21 protein-coding genes are annotated in these 24396 nt (G+C 59.1%); 8 read left to right on the forward strand and 13 right to left on the reverse strand.

Annotated elements, in window-relative coordinates:
- Positions 1 to 44: 44 nt before the first annotated feature.
- The 4 genes from CQ009_RS16470 to CQ009_RS16485 are packed head-to-tail and all read right to left on the reverse strand — an operon-like array spanning position 45 to position 2488.
- A complete protein-coding gene (locus CQ009_RS16470) occupies positions 45 to 521 on the reverse strand; it encodes a DoxX family protein (protein ID WP_064393066.1) in 477 nt (158 codons plus the stop codon).
- The gene (locus tag CQ009_RS16475; protein ID WP_105707478.1) at positions 518 to 1276 is read right to left on the reverse strand and encodes a DUF2063 domain-containing protein; all 759 of its coding nucleotides are present in this window, start codon (positions 1274 to 1276) and stop codon (positions 518 to 520) included. The genes CQ009_RS16470 and CQ009_RS16475 overlap by 4 nt, the downstream gene beginning before the upstream one ends.
- On the reverse strand, positions 1273 to 2160 hold the full coding sequence (locus CQ009_RS16480) for a DUF692 domain-containing protein (RefSeq protein ID WP_064393064.1): 888 nt from the start codon (positions 2158 to 2160) through the stop codon (positions 1273 to 1275). The genes CQ009_RS16475 and CQ009_RS16480 overlap by 4 nt, the downstream gene beginning before the upstream one ends.
- A 25-nt stretch (positions 2161 to 2185) precedes the next feature.
- Positions 2186 to 2488, reverse strand: coding sequence for a DUF2282 domain-containing protein (locus CQ009_RS16485; protein ID WP_008086321.1), 303 nt, complete (start codon positions 2486 to 2488; stop codon positions 2186 to 2188).
- A 295-nt stretch (positions 2489 to 2783) separates the two neighbouring features.
- Between CQ009_RS16485 and CQ009_RS16490 the strand changes: the two genes are divergently transcribed.
- Both CQ009_RS16490 and CQ009_RS16495 read left to right on the forward strand, forming a co-directional pair.
- Complete coding sequence (locus CQ009_RS16490; protein ID WP_105707481.1) at positions 2784 to 4505, forward strand: DUF2599 domain-containing protein; 1722 nt, start codon at positions 2784 to 2786, stop codon at positions 4503 to 4505.
- A 32-nt stretch (positions 4506 to 4537) separates the two neighbouring features.
- Positions 4538 to 5776, forward strand: a complete 1239-nt coding sequence (locus CQ009_RS16495; RefSeq protein ID WP_105707483.1) for a DUF2599 domain-containing protein — start codon at positions 4538 to 4540, stop codon at positions 5774 to 5776.
- Positions 5777 to 5932: 156 nt separating this feature from the next.
- On the opposite strand, the gene CQ009_RS16500 is transcribed toward CQ009_RS16495, so the two are convergent.
- The 5 genes from CQ009_RS16500 to CQ009_RS16525 form a co-directional block, all read right to left on the reverse strand.
- Entirely contained in the window at positions 5933 to 6634 is a 702-nt protein-coding gene (locus tag CQ009_RS16500) for an ABC transporter ATP-binding protein (RefSeq protein ID WP_008082262.1), read from the reverse strand.
- Complete coding sequence (gene livG, locus CQ009_RS16505) at positions 6635 to 7402, reverse strand: high-affinity branched-chain amino acid ABC transporter ATP-binding protein LivG (protein ID WP_016771357.1); 768 nt, start codon at positions 7400 to 7402, stop codon at positions 6635 to 6637.
- Positions 7399 to 8655, reverse strand: a complete 1257-nt coding sequence (locus tag CQ009_RS16510) for a high-affinity branched-chain amino acid ABC transporter permease LivM (protein WP_064393061.1) — start codon at positions 8653 to 8655, stop codon at positions 7399 to 7401. The genes livG and CQ009_RS16510 overlap by 4 nt, the downstream gene beginning before the upstream one ends.
- On the reverse strand, positions 8652 to 9575 hold the full coding sequence (gene livH / locus CQ009_RS16515) for a high-affinity branched-chain amino acid ABC transporter permease LivH (RefSeq protein WP_016986597.1): 924 nt from the start codon (positions 9573 to 9575) through the stop codon (positions 8652 to 8654). The genes CQ009_RS16510 and livH overlap by 4 nt, the downstream gene beginning before the upstream one ends.
- A 231-nt stretch (positions 9576 to 9806) precedes the next feature.
- Positions 9807 to 10934, reverse strand: a complete 1128-nt coding sequence (locus CQ009_RS16525; RefSeq protein WP_007918518.1) for a branched-chain amino acid ABC transporter substrate-binding protein — start codon at positions 10932 to 10934, stop codon at positions 9807 to 9809.
- 352 nt (positions 10935 to 11286) lie between these two features.
- On the opposite strand from CQ009_RS16525, the gene CQ009_RS16530 reads away from it, so the two are divergent.
- Positions 11287 to 11607, forward strand: coding sequence for a DUF2288 domain-containing protein (locus tag CQ009_RS16530; RefSeq protein ID WP_064393060.1), 321 nt, complete (start codon positions 11287 to 11289; stop codon positions 11605 to 11607).
- 277 nt (positions 11608 to 11884) lie between these two features.
- Here CQ009_RS16530 and CQ009_RS16535 read toward each other — a convergent pair whose 3' ends face one another.
- Positions 11885 to 14083 (reverse strand): hypothetical protein, encoded by a 2199-nt coding sequence (locus CQ009_RS16535; RefSeq protein ID WP_064393059.1) that lies wholly within the window; start codon positions 14081 to 14083, stop codon positions 11885 to 11887.
- 197 nt (positions 14084 to 14280) lie between these two features.
- Here CQ009_RS16535 and CQ009_RS16540 point away from each other — a divergent pair, with 197 nt between their 5' ends.
- Complete coding sequence (locus tag CQ009_RS16540; RefSeq protein ID WP_371920117.1) at positions 14281 to 15177, forward strand: NAD(P)-dependent oxidoreductase; 897 nt, start codon at positions 14281 to 14283, stop codon at positions 15175 to 15177.
- Here the strand turns inward: CQ009_RS16540 and CQ009_RS16545 are convergent.
- Positions 15068 to 17350, reverse strand: a complete 2283-nt coding sequence (locus CQ009_RS16545) for a bifunctional diguanylate cyclase/phosphodiesterase (protein ID WP_105707485.1) — start codon at positions 17348 to 17350, stop codon at positions 15068 to 15070. The genes CQ009_RS16540 and CQ009_RS16545 overlap by 110 nt on opposite strands.
- Positions 17351 to 17499: 149 nt before the next feature.
- The gene (locus CQ009_RS16550; RefSeq protein WP_105707487.1) at positions 17500 to 17868 is read right to left on the reverse strand and encodes a YkgJ family cysteine cluster protein; all 369 of its coding nucleotides are present in this window, start codon (positions 17866 to 17868) and stop codon (positions 17500 to 17502) included.
- A 301-nt stretch (positions 17869 to 18169) separates the two neighbouring features.
- On the opposite strand from CQ009_RS16550, the gene CQ009_RS16555 reads away from it, so the two are divergent.
- Positions 18170 to 19519 (forward strand): MFS transporter, encoded by a 1350-nt coding sequence (locus tag CQ009_RS16555; RefSeq protein WP_105707489.1) that lies wholly within the window; start codon positions 18170 to 18172, stop codon positions 19517 to 19519.
- A gap of 185 nt (positions 19520 to 19704) precedes the next feature.
- On the opposite strand, the gene rapA is transcribed toward CQ009_RS16555, so the two are convergent.
- Positions 19705 to 22551 carry an RNA polymerase-associated protein RapA gene (rapA, locus tag CQ009_RS16560; RefSeq protein ID WP_064393054.1) on the reverse strand — a complete coding sequence of 949 codons (2847 nt, stop codon included), beginning with the start codon at positions 22549 to 22551 and terminating at the stop codon, positions 19705 to 19707.
- Between the two features lie 253 nt (positions 22552 to 22804).
- Here rapA and CQ009_RS16565 point away from each other — a divergent pair, with 253 nt between their 5' ends.
- The 3 genes from CQ009_RS16565 (at position 22805) to ccoM (ending at position 23684) form a co-directional block, all read left to right on the forward strand.
- Positions 22805 to 23146 (forward strand): hypothetical protein, encoded by a 342-nt coding sequence (locus tag CQ009_RS16565; protein WP_003222394.1) that lies wholly within the window; start codon positions 22805 to 22807, stop codon positions 23144 to 23146.
- 118 nt (positions 23147 to 23264) lie between these two features.
- Positions 23265 to 23426, forward strand: a complete 162-nt coding sequence (locus CQ009_RS30090; RefSeq protein WP_007918490.1) for a hypothetical protein — start codon at positions 23265 to 23267, stop codon at positions 23424 to 23426.
- A 144-nt stretch (positions 23427 to 23570) separates the two neighbouring features.
- Positions 23571 to 23684 carry a cytochrome c oxidase subunit CcoM gene (ccoM, locus tag CQ009_RS30330; protein WP_003222396.1) on the forward strand — a complete coding sequence of 38 codons (114 nt, stop codon included), beginning with the start codon at positions 23571 to 23573 and terminating at the stop codon, positions 23682 to 23684.
- The last annotated feature ends 712 nt before the right edge of the window (positions 23685 to 24396 follow it).

Raw genomic sequence — 24396 nt, forward strand, 5'->3', positions numbered from 1 at the left:
TTCCAACCCATTCCCTGGAGCTGTCGAAGCCTGCTAGAGGAATATCAGCGGTTGTGGTGTCTGGCAATCAGATGATCGATCGACAGCTTCCCAGGCCCGCTCGCCATCAGGTACAGCAATATCGCCGCCCAGGTGCCGTGAGTCGGATACGCATCCGGGTACACAAACAGTTGAATCGTCAGGGTCATACCCAGCAATGCCAACGCAGAAAACCGTGTGGCGAAACCGATCAGGATCAACACCGGAAAGAAGTGCTCGGCGAATGCGGCCATGTGCGCAGCAATCTCTGGCGACAACAGCGGCACAGGGTATTCGCTCTTGAACAGCGGAATCGTCGAGTCGGCCAGTCGTGGCCAGCCCAATTCAAAGGTGCTGTCGATCAGGTCGATGGCCAACCCTTCGATCTTGGTCTGCCCGGACTTCCAGAACACCGCTGCAATCGAGAAACGCGCGATGAAGGCGATCAGGCTGTGGGGGATTTTTTCCAGCAGCGCGATGGCGCGGGTGATGAGGTTGCTCATGGCAGTTCCTTGTAGCTCAAGTGGGTGATGACGTTGTGCGCGATCAACAAGCCGAGGGTTTGTGCAAGATCGAAGGGAGGGCTGTGTGCAACTGCCGCCAGTAATGGCTGGCCATCGATGAGATGGCGGATAAACGCGCTGGCGCCGGGTTCGATGACAAACACTTCGACGTCGAGATGGTTGCGCAGCACCAGCGCGTGCTGTGCTTGCTGCAAGTCGAGGCCCGCGAGCGTTGCTTGCCGTTGATGTGCTGCCCAGATCGCCACCGTCGGCCAGGGCGAGTCGAGCAGATGCAGCGACGGATGCAGCTTGACGGTCAGTGCGCTCAGGGAGTGCGGATTGGCGAATGCGGCAGTGATTTCTTCCGGCCGCACCGCAAGCGCATCGGCCGCGTGATAAGCACAGGTGCGCAAACGCTCAAGGCGCGCGACATCGGCCAGATAGGGCACACTGGACGCCGGTTCGAACGCGGCAGTGAAGTCAGCGAAATCTTCGCCGTAACGGCTCATCAGCGGACTTTGCGGCGGTTGGGCCTGAACGAAAACGGCCGCCATCGCCCGAAAGAACTCCTCGCCGACCAATTGCCTGACCACTGGATAACTGTCGGCCAATGCGTTGATCAGCGAGCTTTGCACGTTGTTGCGATACACCGCGAAACGCCTGGCCGGATCGGCGCCGCTGGCACTGCACAAGCCCTCTGGACAGGTTAGTCGCGTGTCGATGAGCGCGGCAGCGAAAGCGCTGTGCGTGCTCATGCGCGCCCCCTCGCTTGCAGCAAAAAATCATCGGCCTGCTGTGCTTCGGCCAGCAACACATTGAACGCTGGCACTTGATTGTCACGTTCGATCAGCGTGGCTACCGGGCCAATGCGTTCGAGCACTTGCCGGTATAAATCCCACACCGCGTCATCGATCGCTGCGCCGTGATCGTCAATCAGCAAGCGCTCACCCGGGTTGTCGGAATCTTCGGCAAACCCGGCCAGATGAATCTCGCCCACCCGGTGCAACGGCAGTGCGTCGAGATAGGCCAGCGGAGCGCGCTGATGATTGATGCACGAAACGTAGACATTGTTCACGTCGAGCAACAGGCCACAGCCACTTCTGCGAATGACCTCGGCGATGAATTCCGGCTCATCGATGGTCGAGCGCTGAAACGCCAGATAAGTCGCCGGATTCTCCAATAGCATGGGCCGTTGCAGGCAGTCCTGCACTTGATCGATATGCGCGCAGACGCGGTTCAGTGTCGGCATGTCGTAGGCCAGTGGCAGCAGATCATTGAGAAACACCGGGCCATGGCTGGACCAGGCCAGATGTTCGGAAAAGGACTGGGGTTGATAGCGCCGGTTCAGCTCGGCAAGACGCTTGAGATGGTCTTTATCCAGCGGCCCTTCAGCGCCGATGGACAACCCGACACCGTGCAGCGACAGCGGATACTGCTGGCGAATCAAACCCAGAAAATGATGAAACGGGCCGCCGTCGACCATGTAGTTTTCGGCGTGGACCTCGAAGAAACCGAGGTCCGGTTGCAAACCGAGCACTTCACGAAAATGCCCGGTCTTGAGCCCCAGCCCGGCACGCGGCGGGAGTTCTGTGAGGGCTGCCTGGGTGCCGGGTAGAGGAGTTTGTTGTGTTGTGAACATGATCGTCACTCAGGCAGATCGCGGATCAGGACTTGGCTTTGAACGCTTCCATCTGACCGAAGCCGGTCGGCGAGGTCTTGCTTTCGGTGGTAGCACAGGTGCCTTTCGGGACGAGTTTCCAGGCGTTGGCCTGGTAGTCCATTTTCGCCGTGCCGGCACAGGTAGTACCTGCGCCTGCGGCGCAATCGTTATGACCTTTCATGGCCACGCCGAAGCATTTTTCCATGTCGTCGGCAGCGTGGGCGGTGGAGACGGCGGCCATGCTCAGGGCAGAACCGAGGGCCAGAACCAGGGCGGTGGCGGACAGGGTACGAGTGGTAGCAGTCATGATGTTTCTCCAGTCTTGTCAGGGTTTTTACAAGCGATTTGCGCTTGCTTACCCCTCTAGAGAAACCAGTCGACGATGCGTTACAGCCCACCGCAATTTTTTTCCAGATAATGCAAAACCCCTGTAGGAGCTACCGCAGGCAGCGATCTTTTGATCTGGCTTTTTACCTGGTGAATCAAGATCAAAAGATCGCAGCCTGCGACAGCTCCTACAGTGATTTATCCGAGTTGCCGGCAGTGTTCTATAGTCACTTCAACGGCCACTCCAACAGGCCGATTTACCAGGACGGTATCTCATGACCAAGGATCGCTCAGTCTTCGCTGTGCTGTCGCGCAAGGCTTCATCGTTTGCTCTGGCCTGCACGCTACCTTTGCTGTTCTCCACGGTCCACGCCCAGTCGCAAGCCGATCCGCAGGACACACTCAAGCGTATCAATCACAACTACAACACCCTCAAGGACTCATGCCAGGAGCCCGATACCGGTGCCGCGCGCGGTCTCTACTATTGCAGCGGTGTGACGCTACGCATGGTCAATGACGGGCCTTTCAATCCGTGGGACTACAGTCCTTACGCGATCAGGATTGGTGCGACCTCCTACTCGTGGATCCGCAAGGATCTGAGCACGCGCATTCTCATTCATCCGGCCGGCTTCATCCTGCGTACACCCACCGATGCGGCGGCGCTGAATCTACCGGTCAAGGAACAGGGCTTTACCTGCATCTATGCCTTTGATGGCGGTACCGGACCGGAGCGCAAATGGTATGGCTGCGGTTTCTTCGACAGCCGTGAACCGCCGCGCGCGGCTCAGGGCACGATGAACAATCGCAATGCTGCACTGGCCTACGGCACTTGCGCCGAGGCGGGGGTCAGCACGGCCGAGCAATGGACGCAGAAATACACCGGGTTGATGAAGGGGCCGATTCAGTACGGCCAATGCTCATGGAACGCGGAAAAACCCAACGACTGGAACGCAATGATTCGGGTGCACGAGTCGCGGCCAAACACGACCAACAAGGACCCGTTTGCCTTCAGCGCCCAGGTCAACGAGTTCATGTTGAAAAATGCCACGGCAACCAACGATGGCAGCGAAAACATGAAGTACATCGACGCCTTCATCTACAACGTCAACAGCACGCAGAACTTCGCCACCCGCGGTGATCAGGCGCCACCCAAGCCCGAGAACGGCCTGAACAGTGCGCGCAACTTTCAGAAAAAACTTCAGGCGCAAGGCTACAGCGTGCCGATCCTGCGGCTGGATTTCACCAAGCCTGCCGAACAGCGTTTCAGTTATGTCGCCGCCGATCAGGCGATCGATCTGACGGTGACGGGGGATACCCGGCCGCCACCGGATGCACCGACCTCGAGATACATCGCCAACGCCATCTGGATCGAGCGCTACGACCCGGGCAGCAAGAAAAACGAGTGGTCGCTCAGCGTGACGCCGACCGTCCAGGGCAAAGCGATTCAGGCCAGCAATCAGGATGCTGTCTATCAGGAACTGCTGGCGCTGCGGGGGGCTGACAGCCAATGGCGCGACAACGAAAAGTCGGCGGGCAGCATGCGCCAGCAACTGGCCTGTCTGGTGCAGAACTATCCGGCCAAGACCGAATGGAATCTGGAACCCTTCCGTCCTGCTGTCAGCCCGCAGCAAGCGGCGAAGGCCGGGTGCAATCCGGTGGCGGCTGCGTCACCGCAATACATCGCCTCGGCCGACTGGGTCAATCGTTTCGACCCCGGCACCCGCAAGGAGGAATGGAGCCTGAGCATCGTGCCCACGGCGGCGGGACGTGCCTTGCCCAACGAGCAACTCGAGGCGATCTATGCGCAACTGTTCGCCCTCAAGGGCGCGGACAGCCATTGGCGCGATAACGAAACGTCGGCCGGCAGCATGCGTCAGCAATTGGGCTGTGTCCTGGCCAATTATCGCAACAAGACACCGTGGAATCTCGAGCCGTTCCGGCCGGCGTTATCGGACGCCGAGACCCGGGCGGCCGGCTGCAACCCCGTTCCCCGTTGAGTGTGTATTGGCTAATCAAGGAGATGCAAGCCATGAAAAAACGTCTGATCAGGACCGCTCCATTGCTGATGTTGCCGCTGCTGTTGCACGCGACATGGGCCCGTGCCGAATCTTGCGACGAGACGCTGAAGAAGGTCGAAAGCCTGTACAACAAAACCGTCGACAGTTGCGGTCAGGACCCCGCGTCGGACTGTTCGGGACTGTTGGTTCGTGGCACCCACCGCGCCGATCCGGCCAAGGGGCAGAAATGGGATGTGTGGAATCCCAGCCCGAAAGCCGTGGAGCTGGGCACGTTCGCCGCTTCGTATATGCGTGCCGACGGCATCAGCTATGAAGACCCCGGCATGAGTACGCAAAACGGCTATCTGATTACACCAAGAGATCTGATCCGCGATCCGGAAACACCCGTGCACGTCTATTGCGCCTTTCCCAATGATGCCTGGACCGACTATCGCAACGACCGCGGCTGTGGCGACAACAAAAACACTGCGCCGGCCGAAGCGGTTTGCCAGGCCATGAAACCACCGATCACCAGCCCGAATGCCTGGGTCGCACACTTCACCCAGTACAACAACAATCGGCAGCAGGATCAGTTGCAGTGTGGTTTCAACATGCGCAATCCGATGAGCAGCAGGGAGCGTGTCGATGCCTTTCGCAATTTCTTGGGCGCGCGCAAAGTCATCAACAGCCGCGAGTTTCAAACGCAGACGGAACTGCGTCTGGGCAATCCGAAAACCGATGAGCTGCCGATTCTGGCGTTTTTCTACAGCGATCAACGCGGCCTGAATGACGCACTGGCCAATCAAAAGGACTACAAAGCCAAGACTGGCAAGGACCGCAATATCATCAAGATCGACTTCCCGCGAACCCCGGTCGCCAAGGCTTCGTTCTCGTGCATCCAGACCTCGACGCCGGCAGAACCGAAATTCTGCGACAAGTACATCGAATCCAGCACCTGGACACAGCGTCCTGATCCGAAACTGGGGCCGAACACCTGGTCACTCTCGGTGGTACCGACCGCTTGCGGTCGCGCGATCAAGGATGACCAGACTGATCGCATGTTTGCCGAGCTGTACAACAAGCACAAAGACGATCAGCAGTGGCGGCAGTACAGCGTCAATGGTGGCTCGTTGCGTCGGCAGATGGTTTGCCACCTCGCGGCAACGTACGAGGGCAAGCCTGTGCGCAACAAGCCTGAATGGAATCTGGAACCGGCACGTCCGTATGTCGATCAGGCCACGGCGGTAGCACAGCACTGCAATCCGTACTGACACCGATGCTCTGTAGGAGCTGCCGCAGGCTGCGATCTTTTGATCTTGTTTTTAACAACCAAAGTCAAAAGATCGCAGCCTTCGGCAGCTCCTACGGGGGGATGTGTGAGGTAAAAAAAACGGCCCGAAGGCCGTTTTTTTGTTCAGTGAAATGCATCAACCGCCGAGGTACGCCTCGCGCACTTTCGGGTCGGTCAGCAGTGCTTCACCGGTGCCTTGCATGACCACACGACCGTTCTCCAGAACGTAGGCGCGGTCAGCGATTTTCAGCGCCTGGTTGGCGTTCTGCTCGACCAGGAACACCGTCACACCGTCCTTGCGCAGCATTTCGATGATGTCGAAAATCTGCTGGATGATGATCGGTGCCAGGCCCAGCGACGGCTCGTCGAGCAGTAGCAGTTTCGGCTTGCTCATCAACGCACGGCCGATGGCGAGCATTTGCTGTTCGCCGCCGGACATGGTGCCGCCACGCTGGTTGAAGCGTTCTTTCAGGCGTGGGAACAGGCCGAGAACCTTGTCCATTTGCTCCTGATAGTCGCCCTTGTCGGTGAAAAAGCCGCCCATGGACAGATTTTCTTCAACGGTCAGACGGGCAAACACCCGACGACCTTCCGGCACCACCGCGATGCTCTTGCGCATGATCTGTGACGAGTCCTGGCCGACCAGTTCCTCACCCATGTAGCGGATGCTGCCGCTGTGCGCCTGCGGCGAACCGCAAAGCGTCATCAGCAGCGTGGACTTGCCGGCACCGTTGGCGCCGATCAGGGTCACGATCTCGCCCTGGCGGACTTCGACGTTGACGCTGTGCAGGGCCTGGATCTTGCCGTAGAAGGTGGAAACGTTTTCGAACTGCAGCATTTACGCTTCCCCCAGGTAGGCTTTGATCACTTCAGGATTATCGCGGATCTGTTCCGGCGTGCCGTCGGCCAGAGGCGTGCCTTGGTTGATCACGACGATGTGGTCGGAAATGCTCATGACCAGTTTCATGTCGTGCTCAATCAACAGCACGGTGACGTTGTGCTCTTCACGCAGCACACCGATCAGCGCCTTGAGGTCTTCGGTTTCCTTCGGGTTCAGGCCGGCGGCCGGTTCGTCGAGCATGAGGATCCGTGGACGGGTCATCATGCAGCGAGCGATTTCCAGACGCCGTTGCTGACCGTAAGCCAAGGTGCCGGCGGTACGGTTGGCGAACTCTTTGAGGTTGACCTTTTCCAGCCAGTACTCGGCAAACTCCATGGCCTCGCGCTCGCTTTTGCGGAACGCCGGAGTCTTGAACAGACCGGACAGGAAGTTGGTGTTGAGGTGACGGTGCTGGGCGATCAACAGGTTCTCGACCGCCGTCATGTCCTTGAACAAACGCACGTTCTGGAAGGTGCGCACCACGCCTTTGAGCGCGATCTTGTGCCCCGGCAGGCCTTGAATCGGCTCGCCGTCCAACAGGATGCTACCGCCGGTTGGCTGGTAGAAACCGGTCAGGCAGTTGAACACGGTGGTCTTGCCGGCGCCATTCGGCCCGATCAGTGCAACCACTTGTTTCTCTTTGACGGTCAGGGCCACGCCGTTGACCGCCAGCAAGCCGCCGAAGCGCATGCTCAGGTTCTCAACTTTCAAGATCTCGCGGCTCATTTTCGCAACTCCATGTGTGGGCGTTGCATCGGCAGCAGACCTTGTGGACGCCAGATCATCATCAATACCATCAGGGCACCGAACATCAGCATGCGGTACTCGCTGAACTCACGCATCATTTCCGGCAACAGGATCATCACCACGGCCGCGAGAATCACGCCCAGCTGCGAGCCCATGCCACCCAATACGACGATGGCGAGGATGATCGCCGACTCGATGAAGGTGAACGATTCCGGCGTCACCAGCCCCTGACGCGCAGCGAAGAAGCTACCGGCGAAACCGGCAAACGCAGCACCGAGGGTGAACGCGGACAGCTTGATGATCGTTGGATTCAGACCCAGTGCGCGGCAAGCGATTTCGTCCTCACGCAGCGCTTCCCACGCACGGCCGATCGGCATGCGCAGCAGGCGGTTGATGACGAATAGCGCCGCCAGCGCCAGCAACAGGGCAACCAGGTAAAGGAAGATCACCTTGTTGATCGAGTTGTATTGCAGGCCGAAATACTCGTGGAAGGTTTGCATGCCTTCCGCGGCCTTGCGTTCGAAGGTCAGGCCGAAGAACGTCGGTTTCTCGATGTTGCTGATGCCGTTCGGACCACCGGTAATGTCGGTCAGGTTACGCAGGAACAGACGGATGATCTCCCCGAAGCCGAGGGTCACGATCGCCAGATAGTCACCGCGCAGACGCAACACCGGGAAGCCCAGCAGGAAGCCGAACGTCGCCGCCATCAGGCCGGCAATCGGCAGGCAGATCCAGAAGCTCAGGCCGTAGTAGTGCGACAGCAGCGCGTAGCTGTAGGCGCCAACGGCGTAGAAGCCGACGTAACCGAGGTCGAGCAGACCGGCCAGACCGACGACGATGTTCAGGCCCAGGCCGAGCATCACGTAGATCAGGATCAGCGTCGCGATGTCCACCGCGCCACGGGAACCGAAGAACGGCCACACCAGCGCCACCAGGATCAGCGCAATGATGAAATAGCGCTGGGTGGTTGGCAGTGTGAGGAAGTTGCTCGCTTTGGCCGGGATCAGCGGCAGACCCGGCGATGAACGCCAGGCCTTGCTGATCTGCTGATTGAACAGCACCCGCAGGAACATCAGCACCGAACAGATGGCGATGGTCGCCAGCACGGTCGGGCTGGTGTTGTGCACTTCCAGGTTGATGCCGACGATGGTCAGTTTCAGACCGAGTACCGGGTAGGCCACGGCCCACACCAGCAAAGCGCTGAACAGCGCCTGTTTAAGATTCCTAGTCATACTTTCTCAACCTCCGGACGGCCCAGAATGCCGGTCGGACGGAACAACAGCACCAGAACCAACAAGCCGAAAGCCACGACGTCCTTGTACTGGTCGCCGAAGATATCGGCGCCAAACGCTTCCGCCACCCCAAGCACCAACCCGCCGAGCATGGCGCCGGGGATGCTGCCGATACCGCCGAGTACCGCAGCGGTGAAGGCTTTGAGGCCGACGAGGAAACCGGCGTTCGGATTGATCACCCCGTATTGCATGCTCAGCAGTACAGCCGCAACGGCTGCCAGCGCGGCACCAATGACGAAGGTCAGGGCGATGATGTTGTTGGTGTTGATGCCGAGCAGGTTGGCCATCTTGATGTCTTCGGCGCAGGCGCGGCAGGCGCGACCCAGGCGAGAGCGGGAGATGAACAGTGTCAGGCCGAGCATGGCGATCAGCGTCACCACGAACACCACGATTTGCATGTAGGAAATCAGCACTTCTTGTGCGCCACCTGGGCCGAAGGCAAGGTTGCCCGGAATCAGGTTGGGGATAGCTTTGTCCTTGGAGTCTTGCGCCAGCAGAACCGTGTTCTGCAGGAAGATCGACATACCGATCGCGGAAATCAGCGGGATCAGACGGTTGCTGCCGCGCAGGGGGCGGTAGGCAATGCGTTCGATGCTGTAACCGTAGGAACTGGTGACGACGATGCTGGCGATGAACGCCGCAGTCATCAACAGCGGGACACTGTCGAGTCCCATCATGGTCAACCCGGCGATGGCGATGAACGCCACGTAGGAGCCGATCATGTACACCTCGCCGTGGGCGAAGTTGATCATTCCAATGATGCCGTAAACCATCGTGTAGCCGATGGCGATCAAGGCATACATGCTGCCAACGTTCAGGCCGTTAACCAGCTGTTGGAAGAAGTGATAGATGTCAGGCATTACAGCGCTCCTAAAAACCTGATACGCATTTCACTGGTGGAGTCATTTTCCCGCCCGGCCCCGTGGATCTTTATCCACTTCGAATCCGGGTTTTGCCAGCGAACCGCTGATGACGGTTTTGAGATTTTCAGGTGGGGAGACTGGCGGATCACGCCAGCGCGGCCCATTACATTCGTAAAACAAAGCCCACGGCACGCCGTGGGCTTTATTGGCAGTCAGTCAGGCAGCGCCTTACTGAGGCGATACTTCAGTTTTAGGCTTGCCGTTGTGCCACTCGTAGACCACGAATTTGAAGTCTTTGAGGTCGCCCTTGGCATCGAAGCTCAGGTCGCCAGTCGGGGTCTTGAAGGTACCGGCGTGAATGGCTTCAGCCACTTTGGTCGCGTCTTCGGACTTGGCTGCCTTGATGCCTTCGGCAATCACTTCAACCGCCGAGTAGGACGGGAACACGAACGGACCGCTCGGGTCTTCTTTCTTCGCTTTGAAAGCATCGGCCAGGGCGATGTTGGCTGGATCCTGGTCGAAGGATTTCGGCAGCGTCACCAGCAGGCCTTCGGACGCGTCCTTGGCGATCTGGGTGATCGAGTCGTTACCCACGCCTTCCGGACCCATGAACTTGGCTTTCAGGCCTTTTTCCTGGGCTTGACGCAGGATCAGACCCAGCTCCGGGTGGTAGCCGCCGTAGTAGACGAAATCGACGTTGGCTTGCTTGAGCTTGGCGATGATCGCCGAGAAGTCTTTGTCGCCGGCGTTGACGCCTTCAAACACGGCAACCTTGGTGCCTTTCTTCTCGAGGGTCGATTTCACCGCGGTGGCGATGCCTTCACCGTATTGCTGCTTGTCGTGCAGCACGCCGACAATTTTCGGTTTCACATGGTCAGCAATGTAGTTACCGGCGGCAGGGCCCTGGGCGCTGTCCAGACCGATGGTGCGGAAGACCATTTTGTAACCACGGGCGGTGATGTCCGGGCTGGTGGCAGCCGGGGTGATCATGATCACGCCTTCGTCTTCGTAGATGTCCGAAGCTGGCTGAGTGGAGCTGGAGCACAGGTGACCGACCACGAACTTGACGCCGTCGTTGACGACCTTGTTCGCAACGGCTACCGCTTGTTTCGGATCGCAGGCATCGTCGTATTCAACGGCTTCGAGTTTCTTGCCGTCGACGCCGCCCTTGGCGTTGATTTGCTCAATGGCCATTTTTGCGCCACTGAACTGCATGTCGCCGTACTGGGCTACTGGACCGGTTTTAGGGCCGGCGATACCGATTTTGATGGTGTCAGCTGCGAACGAATGGCTGGCAACCCCGGCCAGAACCATAGCGGCAAACAGTTTGGAAATCTGCTTAGTAGCCTTAGTCATAGTGCTCCACTCTTACTGTTGTAATTTTTTTGAGTTCTGGCGCCGTAGCAGCAGAACCGGGTCAGATATCTTTGCGATACCCTCCGGAAATGCCCCCGGCAACTGTACCGGTACAGTGTAGAGCGCCGGTTGTCAGCCTGGGAAGCGGGCGCCGAGGGGCAAAACTTGGGGGTGTCGCGTTTTTGAATGAAAAAGACAGAATTGCGGCGGGGCGTTCGTGGGCATATATCCCAATCAGCAGCATTCCTTGGCGTTCCTGCTCTTTTCGTTCGGTACAGCCATTTGCAACCGGGTTTTGCTAGCGGACCACCAACGTTATCATTCGCGTCGATTTCTTTTCCGGACAGCGCCCATGAATCAAGAACCTAGCACCCTCTATGCCAAGCTGCTTGGTGAAACCGCATCTATTACCTGGAAGGAGTTGGAGCCGTTCTTCGCCAAGGGTGCCCTATTGTGGGTCGACCCTGCGCTGGATCTGATCGCTGCCGCCGAGGCCGTGGCATCGGATGATGGCGAGAAAGTGGCTGCCTGGCTGGCCCAAGACAAAGTCGCCAAGCTGTCTGAAACGCGGGCGCTGGATCTCTTCGAGCGTGATCCGGCGTTGTGGGCGGTGGTGGTTTCACCGTGGATTCTGATCCAGGAAAGGGCAGTCGCTTCTGACGCTGCACCTTGATGGTGCGGCCGGTCGTCAGCGAAAAGTGTGTAGCGGAGTAGCGTGATGGCACGTTGCCGTAGAGAAACACCACAAGCGCGGGTGGCATCACGGTGACGTAAACGTAACGGGAACAGTTTAGTAAGCAGCCTAACGGCTGCTTAATTGTTTCTGGATGTTGGATTCGAGATTTCTTTCGTCTGAAAAGGCCTCATCGCGAGCAGGCTCACTCCTACAGGGGAACGCATTCCAATTGTAGGAAAGAGCCTGCTCGCGATTGCCGCGACTCGATCCTGGATCAGACCGAGAACGACTTGCCGGTATGGTTATTGAGGGAAATAACCTTGGTCTTGCCAATCCGGTGACGGTAGATCTCGCGCAAATACTTGATCGACTTCTTCACACAATCGCGCGACAGGCGAATGTCATTGATCGAGACAAACTTCTCTTTGTCGTTGATCAGCTCACGGTACTTCTTCTCGTACATCGGCTTGATCGCGTACCAGTTGGTATCGAGGATCTTCGCCGGGTTCTCGAACTCGTTGAGCAGGTCGTCGATGCGGTCTTCGTCGAACTCCTCGTTGATGATGAAATCGAGGATCGAGTTGTCCAGGGTCTCGTCAAAACGGTAAGGATTCTTCGCGAAGCAACGCTTGATGAACGCGACGATCAAAGTCAGGAAGTCATCCGACAGGCACGGGCTCTTCGCAATCAGCGTGGTCAACGACAGATTGGCCGAGGCGCCGATCACCAGCGCATAGCGTTTGAGCGTGGTGTTGGGGAACAGGCTGTTGAGGTGGGTCTTCAACCGGTTCAGGTCCATGTACGACAGTTTGTAGTCTTTCGGCAGCGAGACAATCGAGACCACCGACGAGCAGTTCTTGAAGAAGTGCAGGTCGTGCAGGGCGGCGGCGTCGTAGCCGGAATTCTTGTACTGCTCAAGCGAAGCGCGATAACGCTTGGACTCGATCGGCAACAGACTGATGCCTTCGATCGCCTGGGTCACTTTGTTGAAGTGCGGCAGGTCGATCGAGCGGAAGAACAGATCATCGATGTTCAGACGCTGCGGCTCTTTATCGAACACCTTGAACTTGTCGCTGCTCGGCGGTGGCGTTTCCGGCACCACCGATTCGGCGTAAGCAATCGCCACCGGGCCGGCCAGACTCATGAACAGGTCGTTGGCGTCGAGGCGAATGGTTTCGCCGATGTCGATGCCGGCGCGGCGGAAGTAGTTCTGGTCGTAGTCAGTGGTGACTGCCTGCGCCGTCAGAATGTTGAAGATCTGCTGCGAGATGTACTGGTTGGCGTGCTTTTCCATCGCATTGACATCAATGTTCTGGATGTTGCCGTCATCGCTCTCTTCGGCGTAACGCATGATGTCGTTGGAGATCAGCATCATCGCGTTCCATGGGCGGATACGCCCCATGACGCTGGCTTCGCTGCTGTCTTCGTTGGCGAAGTTGTAGGAGAAATCCCATTCTTCCGACAGATATTTGCACAGCAGGCGACCGGCGTTGATGTGCAGCGCCTCGGACATTTCGCTGCGATGATCGGAAATGTTCGGCAGCACGCAGATACCGCTGGTGAAGATCGGCTCGAACACGAACGAGTGGCCGCTCTTGCCGTCATGTTCGTCCATCGGCTTGGTGTCGAACGTCTTGTTCATGTACGAGTGCTGCTGGGCCAGACCGAATTCCGAGGCCATGCCGGAACCGGTACCGCCGCCGGCACTGAAGATCGAGAAGTACAGGCGCGACTGGTTGGCCTTGATGCCACAGCTGTCGATCAGGTACGAGTGGATCATTTTCCAGTCTGGGCTGGAGAAGCGCTGGGTGTCCTTGTTGAGGATGATCTTCGCCAGATACTGGCCGAGGATCGGCGCGTTACCGGCGCCACCAGCGTGGACTTCGGACAAGTCCATGATCTTCATTTTGCTGTAGTCGCGCAGGAAGCCGCTTTTTTCGCCCTTGCGCGAGAAGCGAATGCGCCCGGCGATGTCCTTGTCGAGGTCGCCGAGCATCACCAGCGGTTCGACCAGAAACACCGGTTTGGTCGATTTGTTCGGGCCGATGCGCAGGTTGTTCTTGATCCACTGGGCCGGGCTGTAGCCCTTGTCGGCCAGTCGGCGATCCGCCGGGCGATCTTCGTTGTTGAATTCGTTGAGGTAGAACTTGCGCGCGTTGTACACCAGCTCCGCGACATCAAGGGCGATGTTCGAGCCGCAGCGACCGAGGCCGATCAGACACACCGAGGGGAATTCCTGGTCGTTGTGCTGTTCGTTGTCGCCTTCCAGGTGCGGTGGGCGCGGGAACACCAGATCACGCAGGCCGTCGAGGTTGTCGAGGATGCGGTCGGTGTTGGTTTCGGTGAAGTACAGGTATTGCTGGGTCGACAGCGGGCGCGACGGGACCGATGGCTTCGACGATGACGGGCTGTTCGCGGCGGGGCTCAACGTCAGATCGGATACCGCTGGGGCGGGATTGTTTTTAGAAGTCATTGTGCGCCATATACCTGGACTGGGTCGGCTCGCAGGCCTTTGCCTACGAACCTCACGGAATAAGATCTCGCGTCTTTTAATTGCGCGAATTGAGCCCGAGCATCAGGGTTTTGGCCTGACTGTCGCTGGGGGGAATCCTTTCCTGATCGTTGATGAATCGGCCATTATTCGGCGATCTTTAATCGAAAAGAGGCAAAATGATGTCAACGCTACCTTCGTTGGGGTTCGCCGGAATCGGTCTGATGGGGCTGCCCATGTGTCGGCGTCTGTTGGCCGCGGGTTACCCGCTGACCGTGTGGAATCGCAACCCGGCCAAGTGCGCGCCACTGGTCGAGGCCGGTGCCCGGCAGGTGGCGACCGCCGCTGAACTGTGCGCACACGCCGACGTGGTGATGTTGTGTCTGGCCGATACGGCGGTCGTGCGCGAAGTGGTGTTTGGCGCCGATGGCATTGCTGCCGGGGCAAAGCGCGGCCAGTTGCTGGTGGATTTTTCCAGCCTTGAGCCGACTGCTACTCGGGAGATGGCGACCGCGCTGGCGCAGAAAACGGGGATGAGCTGGCTGGACTCCCCGGTGTCCGGCGGTGTAGTCGGTGCCGAGGCGGGCAGCCTGGCAATCATGGTCGGTGGCGAGGTGGCAGACCTTGAGCGCGTGCGCCCGGTGTTGCTCAACCTCGGTCAGCGCGTCACGCACATGGGCGGCATCGGCGCCGGGCAAGTGACCAAGGCCTGCAACCAGATGATCGTCGCCTGCAATGCGCTAGTGATCGCCGAAGTGGTGGCGCTGGCCGAGCAGGCCGGCGTCGATGCCAGGCTGATCGCCGAAGCCTTGGCTGGCGGTTTCGCCGATTCGAAACCGTTGCAGATTCTTGCGCCGCAAATGGCCGAAAGCCGTTTCGAACCGATCAAGTGGCACGTGCGCACGCTGCTCAAGGATCTCGATACCGCCGTGAAATTTTCCCGCGAACAAGGCTCGGCGACGCCGATCAGCGGATTGGCCGCACAATTGATGCGCCTGCATGGGGCGCAGGGCTTTTTGGCGCAGGATCCAGCGACACTGGTGCAAATGTACCGCGCGCCAGAATCAACGGATTGACCGCGTGTGAGTGTTTGCGCTGATTGATTTCTTCCAGTACCGGGCGCAGTTCGTCCAGCGGCACCGGACGGCTGAGCAGGTAACCCTGAATGAAGTCGCAGCCCGAGCGTTCAAGGAATTCGTACTGTTCCAGGCTTTCCACGCCTTCGGTGACCACTTGCAAATGCAGGGTGTGCGCCATGACGATGATCGCCTGGACGATCTCCATGTCGGCGGTCGCCGTGGGAATGTCGAGGATGAACGAGCGGTCGATCTTCAAGGTGTTGAGCGGCAGGCGCTTGAGGTAAGCCAGCGACGAATAGCCGGTGCCGAAGTCGTCGATCGACAGCGATACGCCGAGCGCGCGGATCTGCCGCAGCAACACCAGGGTGTTGGCGATATTGCCCATCAGCGCATTCTCGGTGACTTCCAGTTCCAGCCGTTCCGGTGCCACTCCGGCAGTGCGCAAAGCGTTTTCGATCTCGATGGCCAGCTCTTCGCGGCCAAGATTCAGCGGTGAGCAGTTCCAGGCGATTTTCAGTTCATCGCAGCCATGGCGCGACAATTCACCCAGATCCTTGCAGGCCCGGCGCAGCACCCAGTTGTCCAGTTCGGCGATCAGGCCGTTGTTTTCGGCGATGGTGATAAAACGATCCGGGGTCAGCAAGCCGTGCAGCGGATGCTGCCAGCGAATCAGTGCTTCAAGTTTGGTGACACGGCCGGTTTTCAGTTCGAAGATCGGTTGGTAATACAGTGTCAGGCCGTTTTCTTCGCGTAGGGCATGGCGCAGTTCTTCTTCCAGTTGCAGCTCGAAGCTGGCGCGGGTCTTGAGGTTGGAACTGAAAAAGTGCAGGCCATTACGTCCCGCGCCTTTGGATTGATACAACGCCAGATCGGCGTGCTTGAGCAGTTCTTCGCAGGTGCTGCCGTCTTCCGGAAACAGACTGATGCCGATGCTGGTGGTCATCACCATGCGGCGTCCGGCCAACTCGATCGGCTCCTTCATTTTGAGCATGATGCGTTGGGCCATATTGCGGGCTTCTTCGCGGTCATGCAGGTTGATGAGGATGCAGAACTCGTCGCCGCCGAAACGCGCGACCACGTCTTCATGGCTGCGCACCGAGCCTTTGATGTGCTGGGCGATGACTTTGAGCAGTTCGTCACCGGCGTCATGGCCGAGGCTGTCGTTGATCCGCTTGAAGTGGTCGATGTCGAGAAACATCACCGCGAGCATGCCGCCTTCGCTGGTTTTCTGGCTGAGTTTCTCGGCGAAGATCTGGTTGAACCCGCGTCGGTTGATCAGGTTGGTCAGGGCATCGTAGTTGGCCACTTGTTGCAGCGACATGCGCGCTTGATCGAGCTGGCTGAGCAGGGCATTGACCCGGCGCAGGTCGTGCTCCTTGTTTTGCAGTTTCTTGTCGGCCAGTGCCGCGCTGACCGCGCTGCCAAGGATCAGCAAGGTAATCAGCGCGACCGTGAGGCCTAATTGCAGGTGGCTGGTTCCGGTGGCAATCGACGGCAGACTGTTTGCCGGCAAGACCAGGTTCAGCGCCGCCATCCCGGTGAAATGCATGCTGATGATCCCGGCACCGAGAATCAGCGCGGCGGTGTACTTGAGCATCTGATGAGACAAACCGCTGCCTTCGCGCAAGTAACCGGCCACCGACAATGCGGCGAAACTGGCGCCGATGGCAATCACCACCGACAGGCAGAACAGCAGCGGTTGGTAATAAGCGGTTGCGGCCGATTGCATTGCTGCCATGCCGACATAGTGCATGCCGGCAATGCCGAGGCCGATGACAATGGCGGTTTTCAGGTATTGAGTCAGGCTCGGTTGCGGCTCGCTCAACGTGTGCATTGCCAGCCAGGAGGCGAGGAGGGCGATCAGCAGGGAGAACAGGGTAATGGCGAGGTCGTACTGGATTTCGATCGGCGCCTGGAATGCCAGCATGCCGATGAAATGCATCGCCCAGATGCCGCCGGCCAGGCAGGTTGCGCCGATCCAGCGCCAGACGCGCTGCGAGCCGGGATCTTCCGCGTGGCCCACCCGTTCGGCCATGTCGAGGGTGGCAAAGCTTGCCGCGCAAGCGACCAGATAGGCCACCAGCACCAGCAAGGGATTATGAGTGCAATTGAGAATGACCTGCCCGCTCTCCGGCAGCTCGGTAACAAACTGCAAACCAAGCCACTCCATAGCATGCCCCGTCTCTGAAGTCGTCCTGACTGCGTGATGAACGCAGGCGAATGTCTGGAGTATAGAGGCGGTTTTCAGAGAGCAAGCGGTAGTGGCACATTGGCGCTAATGATTTCGTCATTAGCCTCATAGCGATTGGCGCTAAAGGCTCAAGCGCTCTGTTCGAAAGGGATTTGCGCCCAGTCCGGTTGCAGCGGCGGCAAGCCGAAGCGTGCACGAGCCTTGTCGCAATCGACATTCTGTTCGCCGTTTTCCCAAGACGATTCGAATTCACGACACGGGCTGGAGCGTTGTTCGTAAATCGAGCACTTCACCTCGCTGCCGACTTCACCGACCAATGCCGTGCAACGCGGCGATTTGCAGTCGGTACCGTTCATCGCCACCCGGCTCGGGCTGATCTGCGTGACCAGTTCATCAGGCACCGTACCACCGGAGGAAGCGCATTCACCCCAGAAAAAAGACACGCGAAAATGGGAACAGCAGGCACCGCAATTCAGACACGGACTGACTTCGGACATGGGCGAGGGTATCAAAGGGATTGATCGAAAGATCCGGACGGATCCGGCGGCCATTCTAGGCTTTGCCGCAGACTTGGGAAGGGGGGCGCGAAACTATTTTTTTGTGGCAAGGTTTTGCCGCAAAAGCCCCGGTTTTCGGGGGATCGCTGACTTATCAAAGGCTTACGTTTCGTTACAGTGCCATGGCCCGATATCAGGCAGACGAATGATCACAGACAGGTCCCGACGGGCTGACTAGATTGCAGGTTCCGGGCTCGGATGCGTTGGCAGTGAAGCCCCATAACAATAAAGAGACGGACCCATGCAGAACTCGACCCAAGCGGCGAATGCCTGGCGCATTCTGTTCCTGCTGTTCCTCGCCAACCTGTTCAATTTCTTCGACCGCACCATTCCGGCGATCATCATCGAGCCGATCCGCATGGAATGGCACCTCAGCGATTTCCAGCTGGGGATCGTCGGCACCGCGTTCACCATCGTTTATGCCATCGCCGGCCTGCCGCTGGGGCGCATGGCCGACACCGGTTCGCGCAGCAAACTGATGGGCTGGGGTCTGGCGACGTGGAGTGCACTGACGGCGGTCAACGGCCTGGTCGGCAGTTTCTGGAGCTTTCTGATCGTGCGCATGGGCATCGGCATCGGCGAGGCCAGTTATGCGCCGGCGGCCAACTCGCTGATCGGTGACCTGTTTCCGGCGCACCGTCGGGCGCGGGCCATGGGCATTTTCATGCTCGGTCTGCCGCTGGGCCTGTTGCTGGCGTTCTTCACCATCGGCGCGATGGTCAAGGCGTTCGACAGCTGGCGCGCGCCGTTCTTTATTGCAGCGGTGCCGGGTCTGCTTCTGGCGATTTTCATGTTCTTTATCAAAGAGCCGAAGCGCGGCGCAGCGGAGACCGTGCAGGTTTCGCAAGAGAAAGTGGACAGGCCGATCCGGCGGATTCTGGCGGTGCCGACCTTTCTGTGGCTGGTGATGGCCGGGTTGTGCTTCAACTTCGCCACCTATGCCTGCAACTCGTTTCTGGTGCCGATGCTGCAACGCTATTTCCTCATGCCATTGCAGGAAGCGGCCGTGGCCACGGGGGTAATTGTCGGGGTAACCGGGCTGGTCGGTTTGACGCTCGGTGGCTGGATCGCCGACAAGATTCACCAGCGCGTGGCCAACGGGCGGCTGTTGTTTGCCGCGTTCAGTCTGATCATTTCGACCCTGTGCACGGCGTGGGCCCTGCATTCCGGGCGCATTGAGATTGGTGTGTTTGTCGCGGTGTTCAGTGTTGGTTGGCTGTTTGCCTACAACTTTTATACCTGTGTTTATACGGCGATTCAGGATGTGGTCGAACCGCGTTTGCGGGCGACGGCGATGGCGTTGTTCTTTGCCGGGTTGTATTTGCTGGGTGGTGGTTTGGGGCCGGTGGTGGTCGGTGGCTTGTCGGATCATTTCGCGCACACGGCGATGCTGGCGGCGGGGGCTGAGCAGATGACCGAGGCGTTCAAAGCCGTCGGGCTGCATGACGCGATGTACCTGATTCCGGTGGCGCTGTTTTTGACCATGGTGTTTCTGTTTCTGGCGGCGCGGTGTTTTGTCCGGGATGCGCAGCGGATGAAGGAGGGGCTGGTTGCTGTGGTTGAGCCAGAGGTTGCAGTAGCGACGGCATGATGATCGTTCCCACGCTCTGCGTGGGAACGCAGCCCGGGACGCTCTGCGTCCCTTTCCGGAGCTGGAACGCGGAGCGTCCCTTGAGGCATTCCCACGCAGAGCGTGGGAACGATCTAAATCACAGGCAAACAAAAAGGCCCGCATCACTGCGGGCCTTGTTGTTTTCAGCGCTGGAGCGGGGCGGTTTAGCCCGCCACCAACACCCGAATCGCTTCCAGACGCAACGCCGCTTTATCCAGCATCGCCAGACCCTGCTCGCGCTGTTCACGCAACGCCACCAGTTCGCTGTCACGTACAGTCGGGTTGACCGCTTGCAACGCGGTCAGGCGCGCCAGTTCTTCGTCGGTGTCGGCCGCCAGACGGCGACGGGCCTCGGCCACGCGTTCGGCGTGACGCGGGGCAATCTTGTCCTCGCCGGCGTTGATCCGTGGCGTCAGCTGATCGCGCTGCGCCTGGATGAACTTGTTGGCGCTGGCACGCGGCACGCTTTCCAGTTGATCGTTCAGTGTTTCAAACGAGACGCGTGGCGACAGGTCGTTACCATTGGCATCAAGCAGGCAGCGCAGGGCGGCCGGCGGCAGGTAACGGCCCAGTTGCAGCGAGCGCGGGGCAACCACTTCGCTGACGTAGAGCAATTCGAGCAGCACGGTGCCCGGCTTCAACGCCTTGTTCTTGATCAGCGCGACGGCGGTGTTGCCCATCGAACCGGACAGCACCAGGTCCATGCCGCCCTGCACCATCGGGTGTTCCCAGGTGATGAACTGCATGTCCTCGCGCGACAGCGCCTGGTTACGGTCGTAGGTGATGGTCACGCCTTCGTCGTCGCCCAGCGGGAAACTGGCGTCGAGCATCTTCTCGCTCGGCTTGAGGATCAGGGCGTTTTCCGAATGGTCTTCGCTGTCGATGCCGAACGCGTCGAACAGAGTTTCCATGTAGATCGGCAGGGCGAACTGATCGTCTTGCTCAAGGATGTCCTCGACCAGCGCTTCACCTTCGCCGGCGCCGCCGGAGTTGAGCTCCAGCAGACGGTCGCGGCCAGTGTGCAACTCGGCTTCCAGACGCTCGCGCTCGCTGCGCGCTTCGTCGATCAGCGCTTGCCACTCACTGTCATCGGCTTCTTCGAGCAGCGGCAGCAGGCGTGGGCCGAACTGGTGCTGCAAGGCGTTGCCGGTCGGGCAGGTATTGAGGAACGCGTTCAGCGCTTCGTGGTACCACTGGAACAGGCGCTCTTGCGGGCTGGTTTCCAGGTACGGCACGTGCAGTTCGATGATGTGCTTCTGGCCGATCCGGTCGAGACGACCGATCCGCTGCTCGAGCAAATCCGGGTGCGACGGCAGATCGAACAGCACCAAGTGGTGAGCGAACTGGAAGTTGCGACCTTCACTGCCGATTTCCGAGCAGATCAGCACTTGCGCGCCGAACTCTTCATCGGCGAAGTACGCGGCGGCGCGGTCACGCTCAAGGATGTTCATGCCTTCGTGGAACACCGTGGCCGGGATGCCGGAACGCACGCGCAGGGCGTCTTCCAGGTCCATCGCGGTTTCGGCGTGGGCGCAGATCACCAGCACTTTGGTGCGCTTGAGCATTTTCAGCTGATCGATCAGCCACTCGACACGCGGGTCGAATTTCCACCAGCGTTCTTCTTCGCTGGCGTCCGGTTGCGCCTGGAAGCTGACTTCCGGATACAACTCGGCGTGTTCGCCCAGCGGCAGTTCGAGGTATTCATCCGGGCACGGCAGCGGGTACGGGTGCAGTTTGCGCTCCGGGAAACCCTGCACGGCAGCGCGGGTGTTACGGAACAGCACGCGGCCGGTGCCGTGGCGATCGAGCAGTTCGCGTACGAGGCGGGCGCTGGCTTCGGTGTCACCATCGTTGACCGCAGTCAGCAGCGCTTCGCCTTCGTTGCCGAGGAAACCCTGAATGGTTTTGTGTGCTTTGGCCGAGAGACGGCCCTTGTCGAGCAGTTCCTGAACGGCTTCGGCCACCGGGCGATAGTTGTCGCTCTCGGCGCGGAAGGCGGCCAGGTCGTGGAAACGGTTTGGATCGAGCAGGCGCAGACGGGCGAAGTGGCTGTCCTGACCGAGTTGTTCCGGGGTGGCGGTGAGCAGCAGCACGCCCGGGATGGTTTCAGCCAGTTGCTCGACCAAGGTGTATTCCGGGCTGGCTTTTTCTTCGTGCCAGACCAGGTGGTGCGCTTCGTCGACCACCAGCAGATCCCAGCCGGCAGCGAACAGCGCGTCTTGCGCCTTCTCGTCGTCGACCAGCCATTCCAAGGCCACCAGTGCAAGCTGGGTGTCTTCGAACGGGTTGCTGGCATCGCTCTCGATGAAGCGTTCTTCGTCGAACAGCGCGACCTGCAGGTTGAAGCGACGACGCATCTCCACCAGCCACTGGTGCTGGAGGTTTTCCGGAACGAGGATCAGCACGCGGTTGGCGCGGCCCGAGAGCAGTTGGCGATGGATCACCAGACCGGCCTCGATGGTTTTCCCCAGACCTACTTCGTCCGCCAGCAATACGCGTGGCGCGATACGGTCGGCGACTTCACGGGCGATGTGCAATTGGTGCGCGATCGGTTGCGCACGCACGCCACCCAGGCCCCAGAGCGAAGATTGCAACTGGCGGCTGGTGTGTTCGAGGGTGTTGTAACGCAGCGAGAACCACGCCAACGGATCGATCTGCCCGGCGAACAGACGGTCGCTGGCCAGACGGAACTGAATGAAGTTCGACAGCTGGGTTTCCGGCAGGGTGACGGCTTCGTTCTGCCCGTTGAGACCGTGATAGACCATCAGCCCGTCGACATCGTCGACTTGCTGCACGGTCATCTTCCAGCCTTCGAAGTGGGTGATGCTGTCACCCGGCGAGAATCGCACGCGGGTCAGGGGCGCATTCCGTAGCGCGTACTGGCGGGTTTCGCCAGTGGCCGGGTAAAGCACGGTCAACAAGCGGCCGTCCTGTGCCAGAACGGTGCCTAAACCAAGCTCTGCTTCGCTGTCACTGATCCAGCGTTGCCCCGGTTGATACTGCTGCGCCATGCTGCCTGACTCCCACCTTGAAAAAGCGGGCTATCTTAACGGAATCAGGGCTTCAGGGCCAAAGATTACTGGGTAGGAGCTGCCGAAGGCTGCGATCTTTTGATCTTGGGGGAACACTTGGAATCCGTGTTGTCCCATTAAAAGATCGCAGCCTGCGGCAGCTCCTACAGTGCCAACCCGGTCACAAGTTTGCGACCGACGGCTCAAGGCGCCTTTGCCGCAGCCGATAGCCTGCAGACAGGAGACCCTTTATATGTTGCCACCGATGCTCCCCCTGAGCGCTGTGCCGATCACTTCCCAGCAGGATCCGATCCGCCAGCGGCCGGACATTCCTCCGGTGGTGCCGGTGCAGGAAAGCTCCAACGAAAGTACGATCGATCTGCAAAAGCGCGATCCGGAAGAGGATCGACTGCTGGCGCGTGAGGAACAGCGCCGTCAGCAAGAGCGTGATCGTCGCCGTCGCGAAGCCGATGAAGACCCGGAAGAACATCTGGCCGTGCCGGGTACCGAGTTGAATGCCGACAACACTGTGCCGGTGGTGCCGCTGATGGAAGATCAGCCGCGTCAGGGCTTGTGGGTCGATATCGAGATCTGAGGCGTTTTACCGCGTGTGGCTAGCCGGCTGGTCAGCGCCGGCCTGAAGCTGCATTATTGGCGCAGTCCTGCCGGTGATTTTGGCAGTTGTGATTCTTTCAAGCGATGTTCCGAACGCCATGAGCCAAGACGACAAACTGATTGACCTCAGCACTGAACGCGCCAAGCGCGTGCATGACATTAAAGAGAAGCGCCTGAATGAGGTGCGCCAGGCTTTCGAGCAGGCGATGCCGTTGGGCAAAGCAAAGAAAAAGTCGAAGAACAAGCCGAAAAAGCGTTGATCTCCCCTGCATCCGTTGATGCAGGTCAGTTGTTTTCCCTCCTTTATCTCCCTTCCTTGCTGGTATTGATCCCGGTCAATTTGTGCGTCTGTGTGTTTGGTAACTTAGGTCCATCGCAGCAGAGCAGGGGCCAGGAGGCCAGTCATGTTTTTCGATAACGTGGTGTTTGCCGGGGTCCTGACTGTAGGGCTGATGGTTCTGTTTTTTGCAGGGTTTGGATTTTTTATCTGGAAGGATGCGAATAAGCGCAAGAAGTGATTCTTCTGGATTGATGAGCACGCAAGGCATTTTGGGGCGACTTCGGTTGCCCCTTTTTTTTTGTGTCTTGGCGGCCTTTGGGCCGACCAGGTTTGGGGTTGTTTTGTGTGAATATCCGTTGCTTCGGGTGTTGCTGATTTTGGTTCCGCCCTTACGGCGGGTCACTTTTTCCAGACGCCCGGAATGCCGGCCCAGAAAAAAGTAACCAAAAAGGCTTGCTCCTACGTGCGGCCCGCTCGCTGGGGCTCGGGGTTCCTTCGCTCCGGGATTGATCCGGGCGCAGCGCCTACGGTTTGCTTCGCTGCACCTCCTCTCGCTGTGTTTGGCTGCGCCAAACGGTCGCTGCGCTCCCACGCCCGGATCAATCCCTCCACTCAGCCTTCCGACGTCGCCCGTGGATCAAGATCAAGAGCAGGCGAGCTGACACTCGGCCTATTGAGTGGTGAAGAGCACGGGTGTTCGGCTTTTGATTTGCGTTGTTGCTGCCCCTCACCCCAGCCCTCTCCCGGAGGGAGAGGGGGCCGATTTCTGGGCTTTTCAAGATCTGAGTTCAACGCGGTATCGCACGTCGGCGTACCTTCCCCAAACACCTCGGTCAGTCCCCTCTCCCTCTGGGAGAGGGCTAGGGTGAGGGGCTTTTGATCTGGCTTTGGCTTTGGTTTTTGATCTTTTGCCCCATCGGCAGGCCGAGCGTAGGTGTTCATCCGGGGGT

The sequence above is a fragment of the Pseudomonas sp. MYb2 genome (genome assembly GCF_002979955.1).
Lineage (GTDB): Bacteria > Pseudomonadota > Gammaproteobacteria > Pseudomonadales > Pseudomonadaceae > Aquipseudomonas.

Excerpts from the sequence above, each read along its gene's own strand:
- CQ009_RS16470 (WP_064393066.1), bottom strand. The coding sequence starts at position 521 with ATGAGCAACCTCATCACCCGCGCCATCGCGCTGCTGGAAAAAATCCCC.
- CQ009_RS16475 (WP_105707478.1), bottom strand. The coding sequence starts at position 1,276 with ATGAGCACGCACAGCGCTTTCGCTGCCGCGCTCATCGACACGCGACTA.
- CQ009_RS16480 (WP_064393064.1), bottom strand. The coding sequence starts at position 2,160 with ATGTTCACAACACAACAAACTCCTCTACCCGGCACCCAGGCAGCCCTC.
- CQ009_RS16485 (WP_008086321.1), bottom strand. The coding sequence starts at position 2,488 with ATGACTGCTACCACTCGTACCCTGTCCGCCACCGCCCTGGTTCTGGCC.
- CQ009_RS16490 (WP_105707481.1), top strand. The coding sequence starts at position 2,784 with ATGACCAAGGATCGCTCAGTCTTCGCTGTGCTGTCGCGCAAGGCTTCA.
- CQ009_RS16495 (WP_105707483.1), top strand. The coding sequence starts at position 4,538 with ATGAAAAAACGTCTGATCAGGACCGCTCCATTGCTGATGTTGCCGCTG.
- CQ009_RS16500 (WP_008082262.1), bottom strand. The coding sequence starts at position 6,634 with ATGCTGCAGTTCGAAAACGTTTCCACCTTCTACGGCAAGATCCAGGCC.
- livG (WP_016771357.1), bottom strand. The coding sequence starts at position 7,402 with ATGAGCCGCGAGATCTTGAAAGTTGAGAACCTGAGCATGCGCTTCGGC.
- CQ009_RS16510 (WP_064393061.1), bottom strand. The coding sequence starts at position 8,655 with ATGACTAGGAATCTTAAACAGGCGCTGTTCAGCGCTTTGCTGGTGTGG.
- livH (WP_016986597.1), bottom strand. The coding sequence starts at position 9,575 with ATGCCTGACATCTATCACTTCTTCCAACAGCTGGTTAACGGCCTGAAC.
- CQ009_RS16525 (WP_007918518.1), bottom strand. The coding sequence starts at position 10,934 with ATGACTAAGGCTACTAAGCAGATTTCCAAACTGTTTGCCGCTATGGTT.
- CQ009_RS16530 (WP_064393060.1), top strand. The coding sequence starts at position 11,287 with ATGAATCAAGAACCTAGCACCCTCTATGCCAAGCTGCTTGGTGAAACC.
- CQ009_RS16535 (WP_064393059.1), bottom strand. The coding sequence starts at position 14,083 with ATGACTTCTAAAAACAATCCCGCCCCAGCGGTATCCGATCTGACGTTG.
- CQ009_RS16540 (WP_371920117.1), top strand. The coding sequence starts at position 14,281 with ATGATGTCAACGCTACCTTCGTTGGGGTTCGCCGGAATCGGTCTGATG.
- CQ009_RS16545 (WP_105707485.1), bottom strand. The coding sequence starts at position 17,350 with ATGGAGTGGCTTGGTTTGCAGTTTGTTACCGAGCTGCCGGAGAGCGGG.
- CQ009_RS16550 (WP_105707487.1), bottom strand. The coding sequence starts at position 17,868 with ATGTCCGAAGTCAGTCCGTGTCTGAATTGCGGTGCCTGCTGTTCCCAT.
- CQ009_RS16555 (WP_105707489.1), top strand. The coding sequence starts at position 18,170 with ATGCAGAACTCGACCCAAGCGGCGAATGCCTGGCGCATTCTGTTCCTG.
- rapA (WP_064393054.1), bottom strand. The coding sequence starts at position 22,551 with ATGGCGCAGCAGTATCAACCGGGGCAACGCTGGATCAGTGACAGCGAA.
- CQ009_RS16565 (WP_003222394.1), top strand. The coding sequence starts at position 22,805 with ATGTTGCCACCGATGCTCCCCCTGAGCGCTGTGCCGATCACTTCCCAG.
- CQ009_RS30090 (WP_007918490.1), top strand. The coding sequence starts at position 23,265 with ATGAGCCAAGACGACAAACTGATTGACCTCAGCACTGAACGCGCCAAG.
- ccoM (WP_003222396.1), top strand. The coding sequence starts at position 23,571 with ATGTTTTTCGATAACGTGGTGTTTGCCGGGGTCCTGACTGTAGGGCTG.